This window comes from Nocardiopsis sp. KDC1DS13DA1 (genome assembly GCF_055632325.1).
In genome coordinates, this window is the sequence record NZ_JBVMUY010000021.1 from 43783 (window position 1) to 66831 (window position 23049).

Annotated in this window: 17 protein-coding genes; 9 read left to right on the top strand and 8 right to left on the bottom strand. The window is 73.1% G+C overall.

The genetic code is table 11. The features are described from left to right. Positions 1–97: 97 nt before the first annotated feature. Positions 98–292, bottom strand: coding sequence for a DUF3046 domain-containing protein (locus ACTVAJ_RS14060; RefSeq protein ID WP_470388577.1), 195 nt, complete (start codon positions 290–292; stop codon positions 98–100). Between the two features lie 77 nt (positions 293–369). Here ACTVAJ_RS14060 and ACTVAJ_RS14065 point away from each other — a divergent pair, with 77 nt between their 5' ends. From ACTVAJ_RS14065 to ACTVAJ_RS14080, 4 genes are all read left to right on the top strand, one after another. Then, positions 370–4890 (top strand): ATP-dependent helicase, encoded by a 4521-nt coding sequence (locus ACTVAJ_RS14065; RefSeq protein WP_470388578.1) that lies wholly within the window; start codon positions 370–372, stop codon positions 4888–4890. 71 nt (positions 4891–4961) lie between these two features. Beyond that, entirely contained in the window at positions 4962–5429 is a 468-nt protein-coding gene (locus ACTVAJ_RS14070) for a GNAT family N-acetyltransferase (protein ID WP_470388768.1), read from the top strand. A gap of 46 nt (positions 5430–5475) precedes the next feature. Next, positions 5476–7128: a serine/threonine-protein kinase gene (locus ACTVAJ_RS14075; protein WP_470388579.1), complete on the top strand. Its 1653-nt coding sequence runs from the start codon at positions 5476–5478 to the stop codon at positions 7126–7128. 71 nt (positions 7129–7199) lie between these two features. Beyond that, a complete protein-coding gene (locus ACTVAJ_RS14080) occupies positions 7200–8678 on the top strand; it encodes a serine/threonine-protein kinase (RefSeq protein ID WP_470388580.1) in 1479 nt (492 codons plus the stop codon). A gap of 61 nt (positions 8679–8739) precedes the next feature. On the opposite strand, the gene ACTVAJ_RS14085 is transcribed toward ACTVAJ_RS14080, so the two are convergent. Beyond that, the gene (locus ACTVAJ_RS14085) at positions 8740–9948 is read right to left on the bottom strand and encodes an ROK family transcriptional regulator (protein ID WP_470388581.1); all 1209 of its coding nucleotides are present in this window, start codon (positions 9946–9948) and stop codon (positions 8740–8742) included. Positions 9949–10202: 254 nt separating this feature from the next. Between ACTVAJ_RS14085 and ACTVAJ_RS14090 the strand changes: the two genes are divergently transcribed. From ACTVAJ_RS14090 to ACTVAJ_RS14110, 5 genes are all read left to right on the top strand, one after another. After that, on the top strand, positions 10203–11489 hold the full coding sequence (locus ACTVAJ_RS14090) for an extracellular solute-binding protein (RefSeq protein WP_470388582.1): 1287 nt from the start codon (positions 10203–10205) through the stop codon (positions 11487–11489). Between the two features lie 91 nt (positions 11490–11580). Then, positions 11581–12567, top strand: coding sequence for a carbohydrate ABC transporter permease (locus ACTVAJ_RS14095; protein WP_470388583.1), 987 nt, complete (start codon positions 11581–11583; stop codon positions 12565–12567). Continuing rightward, entirely contained in the window at positions 12564–13445 is an 882-nt protein-coding gene (locus ACTVAJ_RS14100) for a carbohydrate ABC transporter permease (RefSeq protein WP_470388584.1), read from the top strand. Before ACTVAJ_RS14095 ends, ACTVAJ_RS14100 begins: the two co-directional genes overlap by 4 nt. Positions 13446–13700: 255 nt before the next feature. Further along, positions 13701–15176 carry a glycoside hydrolase family 3 protein gene (locus tag ACTVAJ_RS14105; protein ID WP_470388585.1) on the top strand — a complete coding sequence of 492 codons (1476 nt, stop codon included), beginning with the start codon at positions 13701–13703 and terminating at the stop codon, positions 15174–15176. A 239-nt stretch (positions 15177–15415) separates the two neighbouring features. Further along, positions 15416–15880, top strand: coding sequence for an RrF2 family transcriptional regulator (locus ACTVAJ_RS14110; protein ID WP_470388586.1), 465 nt, complete (start codon positions 15416–15418; stop codon positions 15878–15880). 111 nt (positions 15881–15991) lie between these two features. Here ACTVAJ_RS14110 and ACTVAJ_RS14115 read toward each other — a convergent pair whose 3' ends face one another. The 6 genes from ACTVAJ_RS14115 to ACTVAJ_RS14140 all read right to left on the bottom strand — a co-directional run bounded on the left by ACTVAJ_RS14115 (position 15992) and on the right by ACTVAJ_RS14140 (position 23042). Beyond that, positions 15992–16348, bottom strand: coding sequence for a helix-turn-helix domain-containing protein (locus ACTVAJ_RS14115; protein WP_470388587.1), 357 nt, complete (start codon positions 16346–16348; stop codon positions 15992–15994). A gap of 158 nt (positions 16349–16506) precedes the next feature. After that, the gene (locus tag ACTVAJ_RS14120) at positions 16507–17043 is read right to left on the bottom strand and encodes a CinA family protein (protein ID WP_470388588.1); all 537 of its coding nucleotides are present in this window, start codon (positions 17041–17043) and stop codon (positions 16507–16509) included. Continuing rightward, positions 17040–17645, bottom strand: a complete 606-nt coding sequence (pgsA, locus tag ACTVAJ_RS14125; RefSeq protein WP_470388589.1) for a CDP-diacylglycerol--glycerol-3-phosphate 3-phosphatidyltransferase — start codon at positions 17643–17645, stop codon at positions 17040–17042. Before pgsA ends, ACTVAJ_RS14120 begins: the two co-directional genes overlap by 4 nt. Beyond that, positions 17642–19081 carry a 30S ribosomal protein S12 methylthiotransferase RimO gene (gene rimO, locus ACTVAJ_RS14130; protein ID WP_470388590.1) on the bottom strand — a complete coding sequence of 480 codons (1440 nt, stop codon included), beginning with the start codon at positions 19079–19081 and terminating at the stop codon, positions 17642–17644. The genes pgsA and rimO overlap by 4 nt, the downstream gene beginning before the upstream one ends. Before the next feature lie 213 nt (positions 19082–19294). After that, positions 19295–20362 (bottom strand): helix-turn-helix domain-containing protein, encoded by a 1068-nt coding sequence (locus ACTVAJ_RS14135; protein ID WP_470388591.1) that lies wholly within the window; start codon positions 20360–20362, stop codon positions 19295–19297. Between the two features lie 178 nt (positions 20363–20540). Continuing rightward, the gene (locus tag ACTVAJ_RS14140; RefSeq protein ID WP_470388592.1) at positions 20541–23042 is read right to left on the bottom strand and encodes a DNA translocase FtsK; all 2502 of its coding nucleotides are present in this window, start codon (positions 23040–23042) and stop codon (positions 20541–20543) included. Positions 23043–23049 lie beyond the last annotated feature (7 nt).

Consider the following 23049-nt stretch of genomic DNA (forward strand, 5'->3'; position numbering starts at 1 on the left):
CGTCCGACGTTCGCCTGTGGACAACCCACACTACCCGAACCTCTGTTCGATTGTTCGAACGTCCGGGGAGAACCTCGAAGAACCCCTCCGGGCGGGGTCAGCGGGCGGAGAGGGGAAGGTCGAACGCGTCGCAGACGGCACGCCACACGTCCTTGGCGGCCACCCCGTCCGAGAGCGCCTGTTGGACCGTCCGCGAACCGAGCCCCTCGACGACATAGTCCTTGGCCAGGCTCTCCGCGTAGGCCTCACCGAACTGGTCGTGCATGTTCTGCCAGAAAACCGTGAGTCTCATCGGTCCCAGTATCGGTGATCGGCGCGCCCCTCGCGCCCCTCGCGGGACATGTCACCGGGGGCGGGCACACTGAGCCCATGAGCCACGCACCGCACCCCCTGGACCGCTTCGCGCCCGCGACCCGGGAGTGGTTCGAACAGGCCTTCCCGGCGGGCCCCACCCCCGCCCAGGCCCAGGCCTGGGCGGCGGTCGCCGAGGGACGCGACGTGCTCGTGGTCGCCCCCACCGGATCCGGCAAGACGCTGTCGGCGTTCCTGTGGTCCCTCGACCGCCTGACCTGCGCACCGCCGCCGGAGGACCGCTCACGGCGCTGCCGCGTGCTGTACGTCTCCCCCCTCAAGGCCCTGGCCGTGGACGTCGAACGCAACCTGCGCGTCCCGCTCGCCGGGATCTCGGAGCGGGCCGGGGCGGCGGGCGCCCCGGTCACGCCGGTCACCGTCGGCGTGCGCACCGGGGACACCCCCGCCGACGAGCGCCGCAGGATGGCCACCCACCCGCCGGACGTGCTCATCACCACGCCCGAGTCGCTGTTCCTCGTGCTCACCTCGCGTGCCCGCGAGGGGCTGGCCGGGGTGGAGACCGTCATCGTGGACGAGGTGCACGCCCTGGCCGGCACCAAGCGCGGCGCCCATCTCGCGCTGAGTCTGGAGCGGCTGGCGGCCCTGCTCGACCGACCGGCGCGGCGCATCGGGCTGTCGGCCACGGTGCGCCCGCCCGAACTGGTCGCGGAGTTCCTCGGCGGGGCCGCGGTCGTCTCCCCGCCCGACACACCGCACCTGGACCTGGGCGTGGTCGTGCCGGTCCGGGACATGGACGAACCCGGCCCCGCCCCGGCCGGTGCGGCCGCCGGCCCGTCACGCGGGTCGATGTGGCCGCACCTCGAACGCCGGGTGCTGGACCTGGTCGAACAGCACACGTCCACGATCGTGTTCACCAACGGCCGCCGCACGGCGGAGCGGCTGTGCGCCCGGCTCAACGACCTGTACGCGGAGCGCTCCGGCGCCCGACTGCCGCCGGAGGAGGTCCCGGCCCTGGTCGCCGCCCAGTCCGGGAGGTCCCGGGGGGCGGAGGCGGTGGTCGCGCGGACCCACCACGGTTCGATGTCCAAGGCCGAGCGCGCCGTGGTGGAGGACGACCTGAAGTCGGGCCGCCTGCCCTGCGTGGTGGCCACCTCCAGCCTGGAGCTGGGAGTGGACATGGGCGCCGTCGACCTGGTGGTGCAGGTGGCCGCACCCCCGTCGGTGGCCAGCGGCCTGCAGCGGGTGGGCCGGGCGGGGCACCGGGTCGGGGAGGTCTCGCGCGGGGTGTTCCTGCCCCAGCACCGGGGCGACCTGTTGGCGTCGGCGGTCGTGGCCGAACGGATGCGCGCGGGCGGGATCGAACCGCTGGAGATGCCGCGCGACCCGCTCGACGTGCTCGCCCAGCAGATCGTGGCCATGGTCGCGATGGACGACTGGCCGGTGGCCGACCTCGCGGCCCTGGTCCGACGCGCGGCCCCGTTCGCGGACCTCACGGACCCGGTTCTGGAGTCGGTCCTGGACATGCTGTCCGGCCGCTACCCCTCGGACGAGTTCGCGGAGCTGCGGCCGCGCGTGGTCTGGGACCGGGCGGCGGGCGTGCTCCGGGCCCGTCCGGGCGCCCAGCGGCTGGCCGTCGTCAGCGGCGGGACCATCCCCGACCGGGGGCTGTACACCGTGCACCTGTCCGACGCCCCGTCGGGGTCGCGCGCCCCCACGCGGGTGGGCGAGCTGGACGAGGAGATGGTGTACGAGTCGCGGGTGGGCGACGTGTTCGTGCTGGGGTCGTCGTCCTGGCGGATCGACGCGATCACGGCGGACCGCGTGCTGGTGAGCCCGGCGCCGGGGCGCCCGGGTCGGATGCCGTTCTGGAAGGCGGACGCGGTGGGCCGCCCGGCGGAGCTGGGTCGGGCGGTCGGCGGACTGACCCGGGAGTTGGCCGGGGCCGACCGGGCCGAGGCCCTGGAGCGCGCCGCGGCGGCGGGGCTGGACGACCGGGCGGCGGAGAACCTGGTGGCGTACGTGGCCGAGCAGCGGGAGGCCACGGGGTGGGTGCCCGACGACCGGACGGTGGTGCTGGAGCACTTCCGCGACCAGGTGGGCGACTGGCGGGTGGTGCTGCACTCGCCGATGGGCGCCAGGGTGCACGCCCCGTGGGCGTTGGCGATCGGTCGTCGGCTGCGGGAGGAACGGGGACTGGACGCGCAGGTGGTGCACGGGGACGACGGGATCGTGGTGCGCCTGCCGGACGTGGAGCACGACGCACCGGTGGTCGCTCGCGAGCTCGCCGGGCTGGTGTCCCTCGACCCCGACCGGGTGGAGGCGCTGGTCACGGAGGCGCTGACGGGGTCCGCCCTGTTCGCGTCCCGGTTCCGGGAGTGCGCGGCGCGCGCCCTGCTGCTGCCGCGCCAGCGCCCGGACCGGCGGATGCCGCTGTGGCAGCAGCGGCTGCGGTCGGCGCACCTGTTGTCGGTGGCCGGGCGGTACGCGTCGTTCCCGATCGTGCTGGAGGCGGTGCGCGAGTGCCTGCGCGACGTGTTCGACGTGCCCGCGCTCGTCGGCCTGTCGGCCGACATCCGCGCGCGGCGGGTCCGGGTGGTGGAGGTGCGCACCGAGCGGCCGTCGCCGTTCGCCCGGTCGCTGTTGATGGAGTACACGGCGGCGTTCCTGTACGAGGGTGACGCCCCCGCGGCGGAGTCGCGCGCCCAGGCGCTCACGCTGGACCCGTCCCTGCTGGCCGACCTGCTCGGCCAGGCGGACCTGAGGGAGCTGCTGGACCCGTGTGTGGTGGCGGAGGTCGACGCGCGGCTGCAGCGGCTGTCCTCGCCGGTCCGGGACGTGGAGGGGACGGTGGACCTGCTGCGCGAGGTGGGGCCGCTCACCACCGGCGAGGCGGCCGGGCGGGGTGTGGCCGAGGGCTGGCTGGAGGGCTTGGAGTCCGCCGGACGGGTGGTGCGGGCCCGGGTGGCGGGCGCGGAGCGCTGGTGCGCGGTGGAGGACGTGGCGCGGCTGCGGGACGGCGCGGGGGTGGTGCCCCCCGCGGGGGTGCCCGAGGCGTTCCTGGAACCGGTGGCCGCGCCGAGGCGCGACCTGGTGTCGCGGTACGCGCGCACGCACGGCCCGTTCGTCCCCGGCGAGGCCGCCGAGCGGCTGGGGTTGCCCGAGGACACGGTCGTGGCGGAGTTGCGGGAGCTGGTCTCGGCGGGGCGGGTGGTGCGCGGCGGCTTCCGGCCGGGCGGGTCGGGGACCGAGTGGTGCGACGCGGACGTACTGCGCCGTCTGCGGCGCGGGTCGGTGGCCCGGTTGCGCCGGGAGGTCGAGCCGGTGGACCCGTCGGTCCTGGCGCGGTTCCTCCCGCTCTGGCAGAGCGCGGTGCCGGGCGAGCGGCTGCGCGGGCCGGACGCGGTGTTCGCCGCGGTGGAGGCGCTGCGCGGCGTGCCCGTGGCGGCCTCGGACCTGGAGTCGCTGGTGCTGCCCGCCCGGGTCGAGGGGTACGCGCCGACCGCCCTGGACGAGTTGACCCAGTCGGGTGAGGTGGTGTGGGCGGGAGCGGGTTCCCTCCCGGGCGGGGAGGGGTGGATCACCCTCGTGCCCGCGGACGAGGCCGCGCTGCTGCTGCCCGCCCCGGTCGCGCCCGAGGCGGGCACGCTCGCGGACACCGTCCTGGGTGTGCTGCGCGAGGGCGGGGCGCTGTTCTTCCGCGACCTCGCCGACCGGACCGCACGCGCCTCGGGTGGCGCGGTGGCCGCGGACGCGGACGTGGTCGCGGCGTTGTGGGAGCTGGTGTGGTCGGGTCTGGTGACCAACGACGGCCTGGCGCCGCTGCGGGCGTTCCTGGGTGCGGCACCCGCTGCCCGGTCGCGGACCGGACGGCGGACGGGGAGGCCGGGCCGTCCCGTCATGCCCGGCCGCTCGGGCCCGCCCACGGCGGCCGGACGCTGGTCGGTGCTGCCGGAGCGGGACACGGACCCGACCCGGGTGGCGCTGGCCCGTGTGGAGGCGCGGCTCCAGAGGTCGGGGGTGTGGGTGCGCGGGCAGCGCCGGGGCGGTTCCCAGGACGACTACCGGGTGCTGAGGTCGATGGAGGAGGCCGGGCGGGTACGGCGGGGGTACTTCGTCGAGGGGCTCGGCGGCACCCAGTTCGCGCTGCCCGGTGCGGTGGACCGGTTGCGGGCGCTGACCGGTGCGGGGGCAGCCGGCTCCCTGCCGCCGGTGGTCCTGGCGGCCACGGATCCGGCCAACCCGTTCGGTGCGGAGCTGCCGTGGCCCCGGGGCGCCGAGGACGTGCACCTCTCCCAGCGCCCGGGGCGGACCGCCGGTGCCGTGGTGGTGGTCGACGGCGGACGGCTGACGCTGTTCGTGGCCCGCGGCGGGCGGTCGGTGCTGACCTTCGGTTCCTCCCCCGCGTCCCTGGAGCGGGCCGCCCGCGCCCTGGCCGGGGCCGTACGGACCGGTGCGCTCGGCACGGTCACGGTGGAGCGGACGGACGGTGGGGAGGTCTTCGGGACCGCTGTGGACGCGGCTCTGGTGGCGGCCGGGTTCCACGTGACGCCCCGGGGCCTGCGCCTACGGGTCGGATAGCATCCGAGCGACCTCCCGCCGGGGAGGGACGCGACATACGGGAGGTGGGCGTGGACGCGGGGATCCGTCCGATGCGGCCGGAGGACGTGCCGGACGTGGTGGCGACGTCGCTGGCGGCCGACACGGTGTTCGCCGACGCGGGTGTGGTGCTGCCGCCGGACGATCCGCGCGAGCTGGTCGAACACGCCGACCGGATCCTGGTCGCGGGCGAGCCCGTGCGGGGCCTGGCCGCCACGGTCCTCGTGGACGGGCACACGCACCTGGAGCAGCTGGCCGTGCACCCCGACCACGGTCGTCGCGGGCTCGGCTCGGCCCTGGTGGAGGCCGTGTGCGCCGAGGCCGCCGGGCGCGGGGACCGTGCGGTGACCCTCACGACCTTCCGCGACCTGGCCTGGAACGGTCCCTGGTACGCGCGGCGCGGCTTCGTCCCCCTGGCGCGGGAGGACTGGGGGCCGGGTCTGGAAGCGCTCTGGGCGGACGAGGAGCGGGCGGGGATCCGGGTCCTGCCGCGCGTCGTGATGGTGCGGCCACTGGGCTGACGGGACGGCGTCCGACGCCGGGCGGTGTCTGGGAGGATGTTGGACCATGGCCCCCGAGACCCCCTCAGAGCACGCGGAGAACGACCCGTCCCCCGACCGCCGCAGGACCGTCGGGCGGTACGAACTCCGCGCCGAACTCGGCAGCGGCGGGATGGGCACCGTCTGGCGCGCCTTCGACCCCTCGCTGGAGCGGGACGTGGCGGTCAAGGAGGTGCACCTGCCCCCGGACCTGCCTGCGCGCGAGCGTGGGCGGGCCCGGGCGCGGGTGGTCCGCGAGGCGCGGGCGGCGGCACGGATCTCGCACCCGTCGGTGGTGACCGTGCACGACGTGCTGGAGGTGGACGGGACACCGTTCATCGTGATGGAGCTGCTCGACGGTGAGTCGTTGCGCGACCGGCTGCGGCGGTCGGGGCCGATGCCCGAACACGAGGTGGAGGGGCTCGCGCGACCGCTGTTGGCGGCGCTGCGGGCCGCGCACGGGTCCGGGGTGGTCCACCGTGACGTCAAACCGGCCAACATCATGCTGTCCGAGGAGGGGCGGCGGCCGGTTCTGACGGACTTCGGTATCGCGAACCTCCCGGACGCGGCCGGGACCGCGCTGACGGGGACCGGGGCGATCCTGGGCACCGCCGAGTACGCCGCGCCCGAGCGCCTGGACCGGGACGGGACCATGCCCTCCTCCGATCTGTGGAGCCTGGGCGTCACCCTGTTCGCCGCCCTGACCGGTGCGTCGCCGTTCAAGCGGGAGACCCTCACCCCCACGCTCACGGCCGTGCTCACGGCGCCCGTGCCGCCTCCTCCGGCCTCGGGGCCCGTGGCGGCCGTGGTCGGCGGTCTGATGGACCGGGACCCGGTCCGGCGCCTGGATCCCGACCGGGCGCTGGCCCTGCTGGAGGGCACCGGATCCGCGCCGCGTCCCGCGGCCCCGGCCGGTCCCCCGCCCGGGGCGGCGCCCTCGGCGGCGGTCCCGCGCCGGCCCGCTCCCGAGCACTCCCGTCGACGTCCGCCGGGGTGGGTGGTGGCGGCCGGTCTGGCCGTCGTGCTCGTCGCCACGGGTCTGGGCTCGGCGACGGCCTGGACACTGACGCGGAACGGGGCGGGTACGGGCGACGGTCCGGCGGCCACGGATGCGGCGGGCTCCGGGAGTCCGGAGGCCACCGGCGCGGAGGCCGCCACGGTCACGGGCGGTGCCGCCGGGACCGTTCCGGAGGGGTTCGCCGTCCTGGAGGACGACGCGGTCCGGCTCGCCTACCCCGAGGGCTGGGAGCCCGTGGACGTCACCGACGAGTACGACGGGAGCGACGCGTCCGCCCGCCTGGCCGAGTACGACTTCGGTACGGACGTGGACACCGCCACGGTCACGGTCTCCGTGACCCTCCAGGACGTGGTCCTCCACAGCGCCGGTGACTCCCTCCTGCGGATGGAGGAGATCCTGCTCGACGGTGCGGAGTTCACCGACGTCGAACGCGTCCGTCTGGAGAGCGGGTACACACCGGACGGCTTCGGGACCGCGGTGTGGGAGGCGACCTTCCGCGACGGGGAGCGCGAGGTCCCGGAGCGCTGGATGCTGGCGCGGGAGATCACCGACCCGGAGGACCGCCTCCGCTACCGGCTGACCCTCAACCTGCCCGCCACCGTCCGGGAGGAGTACCGGGACGTCCTGGAGGAGGTCGTGGCCTCCCTCGAACCGGTGGCCTGAGGCGGTCGGGCCGCCGCGGGACCGCGTTGGTATCTTCGGGCTCGCACCTCCCCCTGTGCGAAAGGCTCGCCATGCCCTCGAACGGTCGCACCGGTGTCGGTCGCTACGTCATCCGTGAGCGGCTCGGCGGCGGCGGGATGGGCACCGTCTGGCGCGCGCACGACCCCGTCCTGCACCGGGACGTGGCCGTCAAGGAGCTCCGTCTCCCGCCCGACATCCCCGAGGACGAGCGGGACGAGGCCCGGGCGCGCATGGTCCGCGAGGCCCGGGCCGCCGCGGGTGTCAGACATCCCTGCGTGGTGACCGTCCACGACGTCTTGGAGGAGGACGGCGACCCCCACATCGTCATGGAGCTGCTGAGCGGGCGGTCCCTCCAGCAGCACCTGCGCGAGGTCGGCCCGCTGGCCGGGGACCACGCGGTGCTGCTCGCCCGGTCGATGGTGCGGGCGCTGGGCACGGCGCACCGTCTGGGGGTCGTCCACCGGGACGTCAAGCCCGCCAACATCATGCTGACCGAGGACGGGGACCGGATCGTCCTCACCGACTTCGGGATCGCCGGCGTGCTCGACGCCGGTACCGCGCTGACCGCGAGCGGGGCGCGTCTGGGGACGTTGGAGTACATGGCACCGGAGCGGTTCGGGGAGGACGGTTCCCCCGCGGCCTCGGACATGTGGAGTCTGGGGATCACGCTGTTCAGGGCGGTCGGAGGCGACTCGCCGTTCCGGCGCGAGTCCGCGGTGGCCACGTTCAGGGCGATCACGCACGATCCGGTGCCGCCGTGTCCCGTCGGAGGTCGGCTCGGCGCCGTGGTCGAGGCGCTGCTCGACCGGGATCCCGGCGCCCGCCCCACCCCGGACGAGGCGCTCACCATGCTCGACCCTCCGCCCCCGCCCCCGTCGCGGACCGCCCACCGGGACGGCGGCGGGGGCGACGGGCGAAGGTGGTCCCGGCGCCGGGCTCTGCTGGCCGTCTCCGGAGCCGGGCTGGGCCTGCTGGGTACCGGAACCGCGGTCCACCTGACCGGCCGCGGGGCGCGGACCGACTTCGCCGTCTACGAGGGCTCCGGGTACACGCTCCGGTACCCCGAGGGGTGGGGGCACCGGAGCGGCGCCCGGGACGACCAGGGGATGGGGGAGGGCGGGGACGCCGGACGCCGGACGTTCGCCAGTCCGGAGGGGAACCACCGGATCGACACGCTGGTGCTCCCCCTGGACGGGGTCGGCCGCGGCGGGTACACCGGGTGGGACTGGTTGGAGGAGACCGAGTTCAACATCGCCAGCGGCGCGGACCCCGATTCCTCGGACTGGGAACGGATCCGGCTGGAACGGGAGCCCGACGACGGGCCCCGGGGCTGGCGGACGGCCCGCCTGGAGGGCACCTACCGGAGCACGAACTACACCGAGCAGAACCGGCACGGCCTGTGGAAGACGGTGACCGTCGACGGGGCGGGGATCCACATCATCCGGTTCACCGTGCCCGCGGAGGAGTACTCCGAGTACGGCCGGGTCATGGCGGAGGTCGTCGGCTCGTTCGAGCCGGCCGGTGTCTGAGCCGGGGCCGCGCCCCGTCGGGTGAGGGGTCAGGTCGGGGTGCGGGGCACGGCGCGGGGCGTCAGACGGTGGAGGAGAAGACCTCCTCACGTGCGCGTTCCAGGGCGTGCAGGAGGGCGCCGCGCACCACGGGACTGCCCTCGACCGACCCGAGGCGGACCTCGGTCTCGTTCGGCGCGATGCGCGCGCCCGCGGCCTGGATCCGCTCAGCGAGCTTCTCACCCCCGGCTTGGGCCACGTCCCCGCCCAGCACCACGAGGCCGGGGTCGAGGATCACGCTGACCGCCGCGACACCGCGCGCCAGGCGTTCGGCGAGCACGTCCAGGAAGGCGTCGGCCCCCGGGGTCCCGGCCCGGGCGGCGGCCGCCACGACCTCGGTGACGTCGTCCCCCCCGACCTCGTGTTCCCGGGCCAGCGCGACCACCGCCTTGGAGTTGACGAGCGCCTGGAAGCCGTGCGGCAGTTCACCGGTGGAGTCCGTCACCTCGTAGCCGCCGGAGACACCGGCCTCGACGGGCGTGGGGGCACCGGGCACGGGAAGGTAGCCGATCTCGCCCGCGCCGCCGGAGCGGCCCCGGTGTATCCGTCCGTCGATCATGGTGGACATGCCGACGCCGCCCGCGGCGCTGAGCCAGATGAGCACGAACTCGTCCACGCCCTCGGCGGCACCGGCGGCGTGCTCGGCGAGCGCGGCCAGGTTCACGTCGTTCTCGATCACCACCGACCGTTTGAGGTCGGTCCGCAGCGCCTCCAGGACCCCCTCGTGCCAGGACATGAGGTCGAAGGAGAAGCGGATGTCGCCCGTGCGGGGGTCCACCACACCGGGCGTACCGATGACGCACGCCCGCACGCGGTCGAGGGGGACCCCGGCCGTGTCGGCCAGGCGCATGACGGCGGTGTGCACCAGGGCGACGGGGTCGTCGGAGGTGCTGGGGTCGACCGTGACATCGCCCACGACCTCGCCGGTGATGTCGGCGATGGTGGCGGTGACGCGGTGCGCGCTGACGTCGAGGGCGGCCACGTAGGCGCTCTCGGGCACGACGGCGTACAGGGCGGCGTTGGGTCCCCGGCCTCCCGCCTGGCTCCCCACGACACGGACGAGGTCGCGTTCCTCCAACCGCGCGAGGAGTTGGGAGGCCGTGACCTTCGACAGGCCGGTCCTCGTCCCGAGCTGTGTCCGGGTCAGCGGACCCGCGGACAGCAGCAGTTCCAGTGCCGCGCGGTCGTTGAGCTGGCGCAGCAGCCGGGGAGTCCCCGGACGTTGAGACATAACCGTGACACCTCACCCTGTTTTTATTAGGAAAGTTTCCTGTTAATTTAGCTCACAACCTCACAGGAGGTCACGTCCCGGCAGGTCCGACCTATGATCGGACTCCCCGGTACCCGCGCCGGCGGGGCGGCCAACGTGCTATCCGAGCACATCCCCCAGTAAGACGTCGAGGCGGCGGGATCAGTCCATGATCCCAGGCCCCCTCGAGCACAGGCGTCGTACCCGGCGCGTCGTGCGAAGGGAGACAGGTACACATGAAGTTCCCGAAGATCGCAGCGGTCACCGCCGTGGTGCTGCTCGCGGCCGCGTGTTCCGGCGGTTCCGACGATGGCGAGGGCGGTGGTTCGGCCGACGCGCCGGAGACCCTCACCGTCTGGCGCATGGGTGACGCCACCGAGGCCCAGACCGAGTTCATGAACACGGTCGCCGAGCAGTACCAGGAGCAGTACCCCGACACCGAGGTCGAGGTGCAGTGGATTCCGTGGGGCGAGTTCTCCCAGCGGTTCCAGACCGCCATCGTCAGCGGCGGCCCCGACGTGGTGGAGATCGGCAACGACCAGGTTCCGACCTGGGCCGACGCCGGCGCCCTCTACGACGTCGCCGAGCTCGCCGAGGGCTGGGAGGACCGCGAGGACATCCTGGAGGGCGCCTACGCCAACGGGACCTTCGGCGACGCCCAGTACAGCGTCCCCTGGTACAGCGGCGTCCGCGCCCTCTGGTACAACACGGACTGGCTCCGCGAGCTCGGCCACGAGCCGCCGGAGACCTGGGACGAGCTCGTCGAGGTCTCCGGGGACATCGAGGAGGAGTACGGCGTCCCCGGTTTCGCCGCCCCCACGGACTTCATGAACGGCATCGCCAGCTTCGTGTGGTCCAACGGCGGTGACTTCGCCACCCTCGAGGGCAACGAGTGGGTCGGCCGCCTCGACTCCGACGCGACCGCCGAGGCCCTGGAGTTCTACGCCGGCCTGACGGCCGACGGCGTCTCCCCCGAGGCGTGCATCGGCCTCACCGAGGTCGACTGCGCGCACGCGGACTTCGTCAACCGCGAGATCGGCATGTTCATCGACGGCCCCTGGGCCCGCACGCAGCTCGAGGACATCAACGACGAGTACGCCGACCAGTGGGCGACGGCGCCGATCCCCGGCGCCGAGGGCATGGCCCCGGCCTTCGGCGGGGGCTCCGACCTGGCGGTGTGGAACACCACGGAGTACCCCGAGGCGGCGTTCGACTACATCACGACGCTGAACAGCAAGGAGAACGCCCTCCCGTACAACGAGGTCTCCGCGATGTTCCCGACCTACGCCGACGTCCTGGAGAGCGAGGCGTTCCAGAACGACCCGGTCCTGGCCGGTGCGGCCACGCAGGCCGGCGGTGACCTGCGGCTGTTCCCGGACACCCCGAACTGGGGCCACGTCCAGTGGGAGCTGACCACCATCCAGACCGCGGTGGCCCGTATGGCCGAGGGTGAGGACGCCGACGACGTTCTGCCCGAGTTGAACGAGGAGCTCACCGAGGCGCTCAACCGCTCCACCGACTAGCCACATCCGCGTGCTCGGAGCACACGGCACGGGGGCGGTCGCCGCAGACCGCGGCGGCCGCCCCCGCCCTAACGCCAGGTGAGAAGTTCACATGACACAGACACTGGAACGCCCCTCCTCCCCGAAGAAGACCACGGGTTCCGGGGCGCGCACCGGTGGGCTGGCGACACGGACACGCCGCCGACTCACCCCCTACCTGCTCATCCTCCCCGCCCTGATCATCCTGTCCCTGGTCCTGCTCTGGCCGATCGTGCAGATGGTCTGGATGTCCCTCCACGACTACGGCCTACGCCAGCTCATGGGCGACGAGGCGGAGTGGAACGGATTCGCCCACTACACCTCCGTCCTCACCGACGAGCGCTTCTGGACGATCTTCCGCAACACCATCGTGGTCTGCCTGACCATGGTGCTGCTGACGATGCTGCTCGGCACCCTCGTCGGCATCCTGCTCAACAAGCTTCCCGGATGGGCCTCGACCTCACTCGGCCTCGGCCTGATGCTGGCCTGGGCCACTCCGGTGATCAGCGCGGCGATCGTCTACCGCTGGCTCTTCGACACCCGGTACGGCCTGGTCAACACCATCCTGGACGCGCTGCCCGACTGGCTCGTCGGATCGGGGTGGGAGGAGTTCAACTGGTTCAACGACCCGGGGACCCTCTTCCCGATCCTCATCATCACCGTCGTCTGGCAGTCCTTCCCGTTCGTGGCCATCAGCGTGCTGGCCGGACTCAAGAGCATCCCGAACGAGCTGTACGAGGCCGCGCGCATGGACGGCGCCAACGCGTGGAAGACGTTCTGGAACGTCACCGTCCCGATGCTGCGCCCGCTGTTCGCCCTCCTGCTGATCCTCCAGGTGATCTGGGACTTCCGTATCTTCACGCAGCTGTTCATCCTCGCCGACGGTGTCGACAACCGTGAGGTCGCGCTGCTGCCCGTGTACATCTACCAGCTGGGCTTCGCATCGACCCCGCCCAACTACGGCATGGGGTCCGCGATCGCCGTGATCATGACGGTTCTGGTTCTCGCGATCACCGCCTACTACCTGCGCGTGATGATCCGCCAGGGGGAGGTCCGATGAACAACGTCTACCGGCTGCGCAAGATCGCCGGCAGCATCGGCATGTACGTCGCCGCAGCGGCGGTGTTCGTCTTCGCGGTGTTCCCCGTCTACTGGGTCCTGGCCACCGCGCTGCGCCCCACCGGCGAGATCTTCACCCGCGAGCCCACCGTGTTCCCGCGCGAGATCACCTTCGAGCACTTCGAGCGGGTCATCTCGGGCGTTCTGATCCCGGGAACCTCGTTCTGGTCCTTCCTGACCAACAGCCTCGTGGTGACCATCGGCTCCGTGGCCTTCGCCGCCCTGGTGTCGCTGTTCGCGGCCGTCGCCGTGGCCCGGTTCCGGTTCCGACTGCGGTCGGCCTTCATCATCATGCTGCTGGTCATCCAGATGGTGCCGATCGAGGCCCTGATCATCTCCCTGTTCGTCAACTTCTTCCACCTGGGCAACACCCTGGACATGGAGCTGGTGAACAACCTCTCGGGTGTGTTCGTCGTCTACGTCGCCGTGATGCTGCCGATCACCATCCTCATGGTGCGCAACTTCGTGGCCGCGGTGCCCAAGGAGCTGGAGGAGGCCGCCGCGATCGACGGCGCCAACGGCTGGACCGTCTTCTGGCGGATCCTGATGCCCCTGGTCGCTCCCGGTCTGGCCGCGTCGAGCATCTTCGCGTTCATCACCGCCTGGAACGAGTTCCTGGTCGCCTTCACCTTCCTGCAGAACAACGCCGGCGCGTACACCCTGCCGATCTCGCTGCAGTACTACTTCGGCGCGGTCTCCATCGAGTGGGGGTCGATCATGGCCGCCTCGACCCTGCTCACGGTCCCGGTGATGGTCTTCTTCCTGTTCGTCCAGCGACGGATGGTCTCCGGCCTGACCATGGGCGCGGTCAAGGGCTGAGCCTCCCCCCAGGGCCCGCCCGTCGACCGCCGTCCCCGCGGGGCACCGCGCGCGACGGGCGGGCCGCCGTCCCATGAGGGTCACGGCCCTCCGCGAGCCCGCCCGTCACCCACCACCGACCACGGGGCGCCGCGCGCGAGGAGCGGGCCGCCGCCCTCGACGGGGAGCCCCGGCTCCACCGGCTCCCCTCCCACCACCCCTACGCCACACGTCTGCCCTGCCACGGGCACCCTCGCTCACCGAACGGAGTTCGCCATGCCGAACGACCCGACCCTGGAGCGCCTGGCCAACGCCACCCTCCTGGTGCCATTCGAGTCCCACCACGCCCCACGCTGGGTCCTGGAGGGACTGGCGGACGGCATCGCGGGCGTCTGCCTGTTCCACAACAACCTGGACGGCCCCGAACAGGTCACCGCCCTCAACACGCGACTGGCCGAGGCCGCGGACAGCCCCCTCATCTCGCTCGACGAGGAGGGGGGCGACGTCACCCGCATCGGGCAGGCCCACGGCAGCGACTACCCCGGCAACGCCGCCCTCGGCGCGGTCGACGACCCCGACCTGACCCGGGCCACCCACCGCTCGCTCGGCGGGCGCCTGGCCCGACTCGGCTTCAACTTCGACCTCGCCCCGTCGGTGGACGTCAACGTCGCCGACGACAACCCGGTGATCGGCACGCGCTCCTTCGGCGCCGACCCCGAGCTCGTGGCCCGCCACGGCGCCGCCGCCGTGCTCGGCCTCCAGGACGCGGGCATCGCCGCGTGCGCCAAGCACTTCCCCGGCCACGGAGCCACCTCGCAGGACTCCCACCACGTACTGCCGCGCGTGGACGCCGACGCCGACCTGCTGCACCGCCGCGAACTCCTGCCCTTCCGCTCCGCGATCGACGCGGGCGTCCAGGCGATCCTGACCGCGCACATCGAGGTCCCGGCCCTGGGCGGTCCCGGGCCGGCGACCCTCACCCAGAACGTGGTCACGCGGCTGCTGCGCGAGGAGCTCGGGTTCACCGGCACCGTCGTCAGCGACGCCATGGAGATGCGCGGCGTCAGCGAGTCGATCGGCATCCCCGAGGCCTGTGTCCGCGCGGTGGCCGCCGGATGCGACCTGCTGTGCCTGGGGCGGTTCGTCTACGCCGACGAGGTCGCCGCCGTACGCGCCGCCCTCGTCGCGGCCGTGCGCGGGGGCCGCCTGCCCGGAGAGCGCCTGGAGGAGGCCGCCGAGCACACCCGGCGGCTGCGCGGCTGGATCGGGGAGGCCGCCGCCCACCGTGCCGGGTCCCCCGAGTCCGACGGCATCGGACTGTCCGGCGCCCGACGGGCGATCCGGGTCGAGGGCGACCTGCCGAGGCTGTCCGACCCCTACGTCGTCGAGGTGGACGCCCCGCCCGGCATGGCCGTGGGCGAGGTCCCCTGGGGCCTGGGCCCCTGGTTCCCGGGCACGGAGCGGGTCTCGCCCGATCCCGCGCACGCCGAGCGGCTGCTCGCCGAGTCCCGGGACCGCGACCTGGTCGTGGTGGTCCGCGACGCGCACCGGTACCCGGAGGCCCGTGAGCTCGTCACGCGCCTGCTCAGCGCCCGGCCGACCGCCGTGGTGGTGGAGATGGGGCTACCGGTCTGGCGGCCCGGCCACGGCACCCACGTGCGCACGTACGGCGCCGCCCACGTCAACGGACTGAGCGCCGCGGAACTGCTCGGCGCCAGCAGCGTGGTGGGAGCCGCCTCAGGGGGCGTGTGAGTCCCTCCCCGCACCCGGCCGCCTACCCCCTCCGGCCCGGCTCCACCTCCCTCCAGGAGCCGGGCCGGAGGCCTGTCCGCCACCGGGTGCGGCTCCCCCGGCCGTGACGGGGGCGACCCCGCCCGCGTCCCCGAAAGCCGGTAGGAGAAGTACTCTTAACGTGTAGTACCCCGGGGCGTCGACGCACCTGCCGACTCCCGGTGCCCCATTCGCCCTTCTAACCACGGCATAATCACAGCATGCGCCTTTCAGCCCGGGTCGACTACGCGCTACGCGCGGCCGCAGAACTCGCCGTCGCCAGTGAGGGGCCGGTGACGGCGGAGCAGCTCGCACGCGCCCAGGCCATCCCCGGAAAGTTCCTGGAGAACATCCTCACCCAACTCCGCCGCGCCGGTCTGGTGCGCAGCCAGCGCGGCCCCGTCGGGGGCTACTGGCTCGCCCGGCCGGCCGAGGAGATCTCCCTGGCCGACATCATCCGCGCCGTCGACGGCCCCTTGGCCAACGTCCGCGGCGAGCGTCCCGAGCACGTCGACTACGACGGCGCGGCACGCAGCCTCCAACAGGTGTGGATCGCCCTGCGCGCCAGCGAGCGCGCGATCCTGGAGGGCGTCAACCTCCAGCACCTGGTCACCAACGAGCTGCCCGAGACGGTCCGGGCGCTGGCCGAGGACCCGGACGCCTGGGTGAACCACACCCACACCTGAGGGGCGTCGCGGCCGCCGCGCGGGGTCCGGCCGACACGTGAAGGAGCCGGCCACCTCGGGGTGGCCGGCTCCTTCACGTGGTCACGTGGACGTACGGACGGATCCGTGGGGTCAGACCCCCACCATGTCGGCGACGTGGGGAACGCGATCCGGTACCGGTTCGATGCCGAGGTCCTGGGCGGCGACGGGGTCGGTCGGGACCGTGTCACCCAGCAGAGCGGCCTCCTGGAGCTCCGCGAGGGCGAGCTGGTCGGAAACCTCCCGCAACACCTGGGAAAGCGGGACACCCAGTGCCCCGCAGATCGAGGAGAGCAGTTCGGATGAGGCTTCCTTCTGACCCCGTTCGACCTCCGAGAGGTAGCCGAGGGACACACGTGCATCGGCCGACACCTCGCGGAGGGTGCGGCCCTGGCGCTGTCGCAGCCGCCTGAGCACGTCACCAAGTAGGTGACGAAGCAGGACCATCATTCGCGCTCCCTCCCACCGGTAGCGACCTTCATATACAACACCGTACCTGCCCCACGCCCGATTCGGGCACCTCTTGCCATCCTGTTCGCTGGAGGGGGAACCACCAGCTGGAGTGGTTTTGTTCCCGTCGTACGGGAGAGGGCGACCGACCGGAGGGGTCAGGACCGGGTGGCTCCCACCGTGTTCCCGCGGACGGTCGACTCCAGGAGCGCCAGGGCGCCCTCGACCGTGTGGTAGCGGATACCCGAACGATCCCCGGTGAAACGGAACTCACGCACGGCGCTGGTCCCGGCGGGTGCGGCGACGGCCGCGAAGACGGTGCCGACGGGCTGTCCGTCCTGGGGGTCCGGACCGGCGACGCCGGTCACCGCGACCCCGTAGTCGGCGCCCATCAGACGGCGCACGCCCGAGGCCATGCGGGCGGCCACGTCGGGGTGGACCGCCCCCCGGGCGGCCAGCAGGTCCTCGGGGACCCCCAGCAGGTCGGCCTTGGTGTCGGTGGCGTAGGTGACCACCCCGCCGCGGTAGGTGTCGGAGGCTCCGGGCACGGCGGTCAGGTGGGCGCCGACGAGGCCCCCGGTGAGGGACTCGGCGGTGGCACAGGTGGAAGCGTGCTCCAGCAGCGCCCGGTGGACGGCCTCGGCCGCGGCGAGCGCCGCACCGCCCAGGCCCGGGGCGCCGTGCCGTGTGCTCACTCCGTACGCCCGTCCTTGGCGCGGATGAGGCGGACCGCGTCGGCCACGTACGCGAGGCCGGTCCAGAGCGTCACCGCCAGGGCCGCGGCCATGACGACGTGGGCGGCCCAGGTGAACACCGCGCCGAACGGCAGCAGCGCCACCGGGAACAGGTAGAGGCTGATCGCCACGATCTGGAGGACGGTCTTGAGCTTGCCGCCCTGGCTGGCGGGCATGACGCCGTAGCGCAGGACCGCGAAGCGCAGGGCGGTGATGCCCCACTCGCGGACGAGGATGGCGATGGTCACCCACCACCACAGGTCGCCCTGGAGGGAGAGCACGACCAGTGCCGCCCCGGTCAGCGCCTTGTCGGCGATGGGGTCGGCGATCTTGCCGAAGTCGGTGACCAGGTTGCGGCGGCGGGCCAGCTCACCGTCGATCCGGTCGGTGACCGCGGCCAGCACGAACACCGCGAACGCGGCCAACCGCCACCACGGCCCGTCCAGGAACATGAACCACACGAACACCGGCACCATGACCAGGCGGCTCATCGTGAGGATGTTCGCGATGTTCCACAGGGGAACGCGGGGGGCGGGCGAGGCCGCGGAATCGTGGGTGCTCATCTGTCTCCGGTTTCCCCGTCCGGCGCTTCGTCCTGTTCCGCGACCAGGTCGGCCCCCGCCGCCTGGATCACGGTGGCCCGTACGAGGTCTCCCACGGCGAGGCCCTCGCCGTACAGGATGGTGCTGCCGTCCACCTCGGGTGCCTGGTGGTCGGCGCGGCCCTCGTACGCGCCGTCCTCCAGAACGGACTCGACCAGGACGGTGACCTCCGAGCCGATCCGCTCCTCGGCGCGCTGGGCCATGAGCTCCTCGGCGAGCCGGTTGAGCCGTTCCACGCGCTGCTCGATCACCTCGGCGGGCACCTTGCCCCCGTGGCCGACGGCCTCGGTGCCGTCCTCGTCGGAGTAGCCGAACACGCCGATGGCGTCCAGACGTGCCTCGCTGAGGAAGGCGACCAGGTCCTCGAACTCCTCCTCGGTCTCACCGGGGAAGCCCACGATGAAGTTGGACCGGGCTCCGGCCTCGGGCACGCGCTCGCGCACCGTGCTCAGGAGCTCCAGGAAGCGCTCACGGTCGCCGAAGCGGCGCATGCGGCGCAGCAGCGGGCCGCTGGCGTGCTGGAAGGACAGGTCGAAGTAGGGCACGACCCCGGGGGTGGAGGTGAGCACGTCCACCAGTCCGGGGCGCACCTCGGCGGGCTGGAGGTAACTGACGCGGACGCGGTCGAGGCCCTCCACGGCCGCCAGCCGCGGCAGGAGCTTCTCCAGGGCGCGCACGTCGCCCAGGTCCTTGCCGAAGGAGGTGGAGTTCTCGCTGACCAGGAAGACCTCGCGCACGCCCTCGCCGGCCAGCCACTCGGCCTCGCGGACGATCTCGTCGGGCTGCCGGGAGATGTAGGCTCCGCGGAAGGCGGGGATGGCGCAGAACGTGCACCGGCGGTCGCAGCCGGAGGCGATCTTGAGGTTGGCGACCGGACCGCCGGTCAACCGCCGCCGCGGCACGGCCGTGCGGTAGGGCAGCGCGGTTCCCTCCGCGCCCCGGGAGTCGGCGAAGGTCGCGTGGCCGGGGACGTGCACGTCGGCGGCGTCGCGGTCCACCGGGCTGATCGGCAGCAGGGTGCGCCGGTCCCGGGGGTCGTGCGGGATGAGCGTGCGCCCGGCGACGACGTCGTCGAGGCGGTCGGTGATGGCCGCGTAGTCGTCGAACCCGATGACCTGGGCCTCGGGCAGGGCGTCGGCGAGCTCGGAGCCGTAGCGCTCGGCCATGCAGCCCGCGGCGACGACTCTGCCGCCGTTCTCCGTGGCGTCCAGGATCGTCTGGATGGAGTCCTGTTTGGCCGCGTCGATGAACCCGCAGGTGTTGACGACGGTCACGTCGGCGTCGCCGTCCACGAGCTCCCATCCGCCTTCGGAGAGGCGGCCGGCCAGCTCTTCGGAGTCGACCTCGTTACGCGCGCACCCCAGGGTGACGAGCGAGACAGTACGGCGCGATGACATGGCTTCCAAGGTGTGGGAGAGCTTCGACGTGGTGTGCGGGTGCGCGGCGCGGCGAATCCGGTCCGGTTCCCCGCACGCGACTCGGCGCCTGTCGGCACCGCCCACGACCCACCACACTACCGTGGACGCGTCACCCGCCCGTACCGTGCCTGCTCCCGGACCTCCGCTCCGCTTCGGGCGCGGACCCCCGGAGGCGGGCGCCCCGGGACACCCCTACCCCTCCACGCCGTCAGCCCCGACGGTGACGGAGGTGACCTCCCCGGACCGCCCGAGCGTACCGAGGTCCTCCCCGTCGACGGCCACGCTGACCACGCCCGCGTCACCGACCCACAGGTCGATGGTGTCCCGGGTCACGTACTCCTCCGTGTCGCCGTCGAGGAGGAACCCGGTGAACAGGTCCTCCCCGACGGGGTCGGTGACCTTGACCCAACTGCGGTCGGAGGCGCTGACGGAGATGGTGACCTCCACCGGTTCCACGGGGACCGGTTCGTCGATCGAGGGCCGCTCCGCGGGCACGGGGGCGGCGGGCACGGAGACGGACGAGTCGAGCGTCTCCGATCCGCGGTCGAAGGCGGCGCGCAACGGGTTGTGCCCCTCCCAGTCCTCCCAGGCGCGCACACCCACGAGGACGCCCAGGACGAGGATGACGGCGACGACGGCCCACGGCCAGTGACGTCGGACCGCCTCGCCGCGCCTGGTCCGGGTCGCGCTGATCGCCGGGCGCGGCCGGGGGCCGGAGTCACCCGACGGGCGGTGCCGCTGCCCCTCCGCCGTGCGGCGGGGCCCGGGTACGGCGGCGGCCCGGCCGTGCGTGCGGCGTCCCTGGCGGAGGCGCCCGCGCACGTGGTGGCGGCGTTCGAAGTGGCCCCAGCGCTCCGACCGGTCGTCGGGGTCGTGGTCCTCCCCCCCGAAGCCGCGCCCGGCCGTGCGCGCCTCCGCGAACTCCTCCCCCCACTCCCCGCCGCGTGCGGCCTCGGTCGCCGCGCGGGACGCCGAGGGCCCCGCGGCGGGGTGCCGTGCGGGCGGAACGAAGGCGGCCGTGTCGGGCCGGGCGTGTTCGCGGTCGAACTCCGCGAGGAGCGGTGCGGGATCCAGGCCGAGGATCCTACAGACGCCCCGGATGTGTCCGCGCGCGTAGAAGTCGCCTCCGCACGGCACGAAGTCCTCCTGCTCGATCCCGCGCAGGACCTGTTCCCGGATGCGTGTACGGGTGCTGAGGTCCGCGACCGTGAGGCCCGCGGCCACCCGGGCCGCCGCCAGGGTCTGACCGATCGTCGCCATGCGCGCTCCCCCCGCTACGTTGTGCGCTCACACGGAACCACTCTGCTCTTCCGTGCTCGAACACGCAGGCCACCACGCCCAAGAGCGCCTCAAAGATCACGCCAAATCGGACAGATCTGCGACGTCCGGTCGGAAGGTGCCGCTCCGTCGCGTTCGTCCGCGGCCGGGGCCCGCGGGGTCAGCCGCCGCGGATCTCGGTGAGGACGCCCGGCAGGTCGTCGGGGGTGACCAGGACGTCGCGGGCCTTGGATCCCTCGCTGGGGCCGACGACGTCGCGGCTCTCCATGAGGTCCATGAGGCGGCCCGCCTTGGCGAAGCCCACGCGCAGCTTGCGCTGGAGCATGGAGGTCGACCCGAACTGGGTGGTGACCACCAGCTCGACGGCCTGGAGGAGCAGGTCGAGGTCGTCGCCGATGTCCTCGTCGATCTCCTTCTTCTTCGTCCCCTCGGCTGCGACGTCCTCGCGGTAGTCGGGCTCGGACTGCTTCTTGCAGTGCTCGACGATCGCCCGGATCTCCTTCTCCGACACCCAGGCGTTCTGGAGCCGGATGGGCTTGCCCGCGCCCATGGGCAGGAAGAGCGCGTCGCCCTTGCCCACCAGCTTCTCCGCGCCGGGCTGGTCGAGGATGACCCTGCTGTCGGACAGGCTGGAGGTGGCGAACGCCAGCCGGGAGGGCACGTTGGCCTTGATCAGACCGGTGACCACGTCCACGCTGGGCCGCTGGGTGGCCAGCACCAGGTGGATCCCGGCGGCGCGGGCCAGCTGGGTGATGCGCACGACGGCGTCCTCGACGTCGCGCGGGGCGACCATCATCAGGTCGGCGAGCTCGTCCACGATCACCAGCAGGTACGGGTAGGGCTGGTACTCGCGCTCGCTCCCGGGCGGTGCGGTCAGCTCCCCCGTGCGCACGGCGGCGTTGAAGTCGTCGACGTGGCGGTAGCCGGAGGCGGCCAGGTCGTCGTAGCGCCGGTCCATCTCCCCCACCACCCACTGGAGCGCCTCGGCGGCCCGCTTGGGGTTGGTGATGATCGGGGTGATCAGGTGCGGGATGCCCTCGTACATCGTCAGCTCGACCCGCTTGGGGTCGACCAGGATCATCCGCACCTCGTCGGGGGTGGCGCGCATCATCAGCGAGCTGATCAGCCCGTTGATGCAGGTGGACTTACCGGCGCCGGTGGCGCCCGCGACCAGCACGTGCGGCATCTTGGCGAGGTTGGCCACCACGTTGGTGCCCTCGACGTCCTTGCCCAACCCCACCAGCATGGGGTGGTCGTCGGAGGTGGCCGACGACGAACTCAGCACGTCGCCCAGGCTGACGATGTCCTTGTCGGTGTTGGGGATCTCCACCCCGATCGCGGACTTGCCCGGGATCGGCGACTGGATGCGCACGTCCGCGCTCTTGACCGCCAGGGCGATGTTCCTGGCCAGCGCGGTGACCTTCTCGACCTTGACCGCGGGTCCCAGCTCGATCTCGTAGCGGGTCACCGTCGGCCCCCGGGTGAACCCGGTGACCTCGGCGTCGATGGTGAACTGGGTGAGCACGCCGGAGAGCGCCTCGACGACCTCGTCGTTGGCCCGGGTGCGGGGTTTGACGGGGCTGCCGGGCTTGAGCATGCCCGGAGCGGGAAGCTCGTAGTCGCCGTCCACGACCCGGGAGGGGATGGACAGCTGCTCGGTGGTGGCCGGCGGCGGTGAGGGGTCGGGGGTCGTGGCCTGCTCGTCCCGGTCCGCCCTGCCCTTGGCCCTGCGCTTGCTCCGGGGCCGCTCCGCCGTCTCCTCCTCGTCGGTCGGGCCCGTTACGAGGGGTCCGCTGTCGGGGTCGCCGGGCAGGACGGGGCTGTCGTAGGGGCGTTCGTGGTCGCCCGCGACGGTCTCCTCGGTGGGCTTGCGCCTCGGTGCGCGGCGCTTTCCGGCCCTGTCCGGTCCGGGGTCGGCGCCCAGGATGCCCAGCCCCGAGTCGGGGCCCGTGTCGCGTTCCATGAGGGCGCCGAAGAGGGTCTGGAGGCGGTCGGGGACGCGTCGGATGGGCGTGGCCGTGACCACCAGGACACCGAAGAGCAGGATGAGCACGAGGAGCAGGCCGGTCAGCCACGGGGTGACGATCGCGCTGAGCGGGCCGGAGGCGACGTAGCCGATCAGCCCGCCCGACTCCATGAGCGCCGTCAGACCCTCGGAGGGCTGGGGGACGCCGTGGCCGATGTGGATGAGCCCGAGCAGACCCAGCATGATCGCGCTGAAACCGATGAACAGGCGCCCGGCGTCGCCCTCCCGCGCGCTGGAGGGCGTCCGCATCAGCCGGACCGCCAGGGGCAGGAACAGCAGCGGCAGGATCGGGGAGAAGGTTCCGAACCCGCCGACCACGACGGTGCGGGTGGCCCGCAGGAGCAGGCCCTCGCTCTGCCACCACACGGCGCCGGCGATGAGGATCCCCGCCGCCAGCAGGACCAGTCCGGCGCCGTCCCTGCGCAGGTCGGGGTCGAGGCCGCGGGCGCTGCGTCCCACGGCCCGCGCCGCTCCGCCGACGGTGTGCGCGACGACCTTCCACAGCACCAGCAGGAACTGGCCGAACAGGGTCACGACGAAGGCGACGGGCCCGTCGGGCATCGCCGGGGCGGGGGAGCGCCCTTTGGCGGGCTTCCGGCGCCCCGATCCTCCGGAGGACTTGGCACGCGTGGCCATCGGGGGT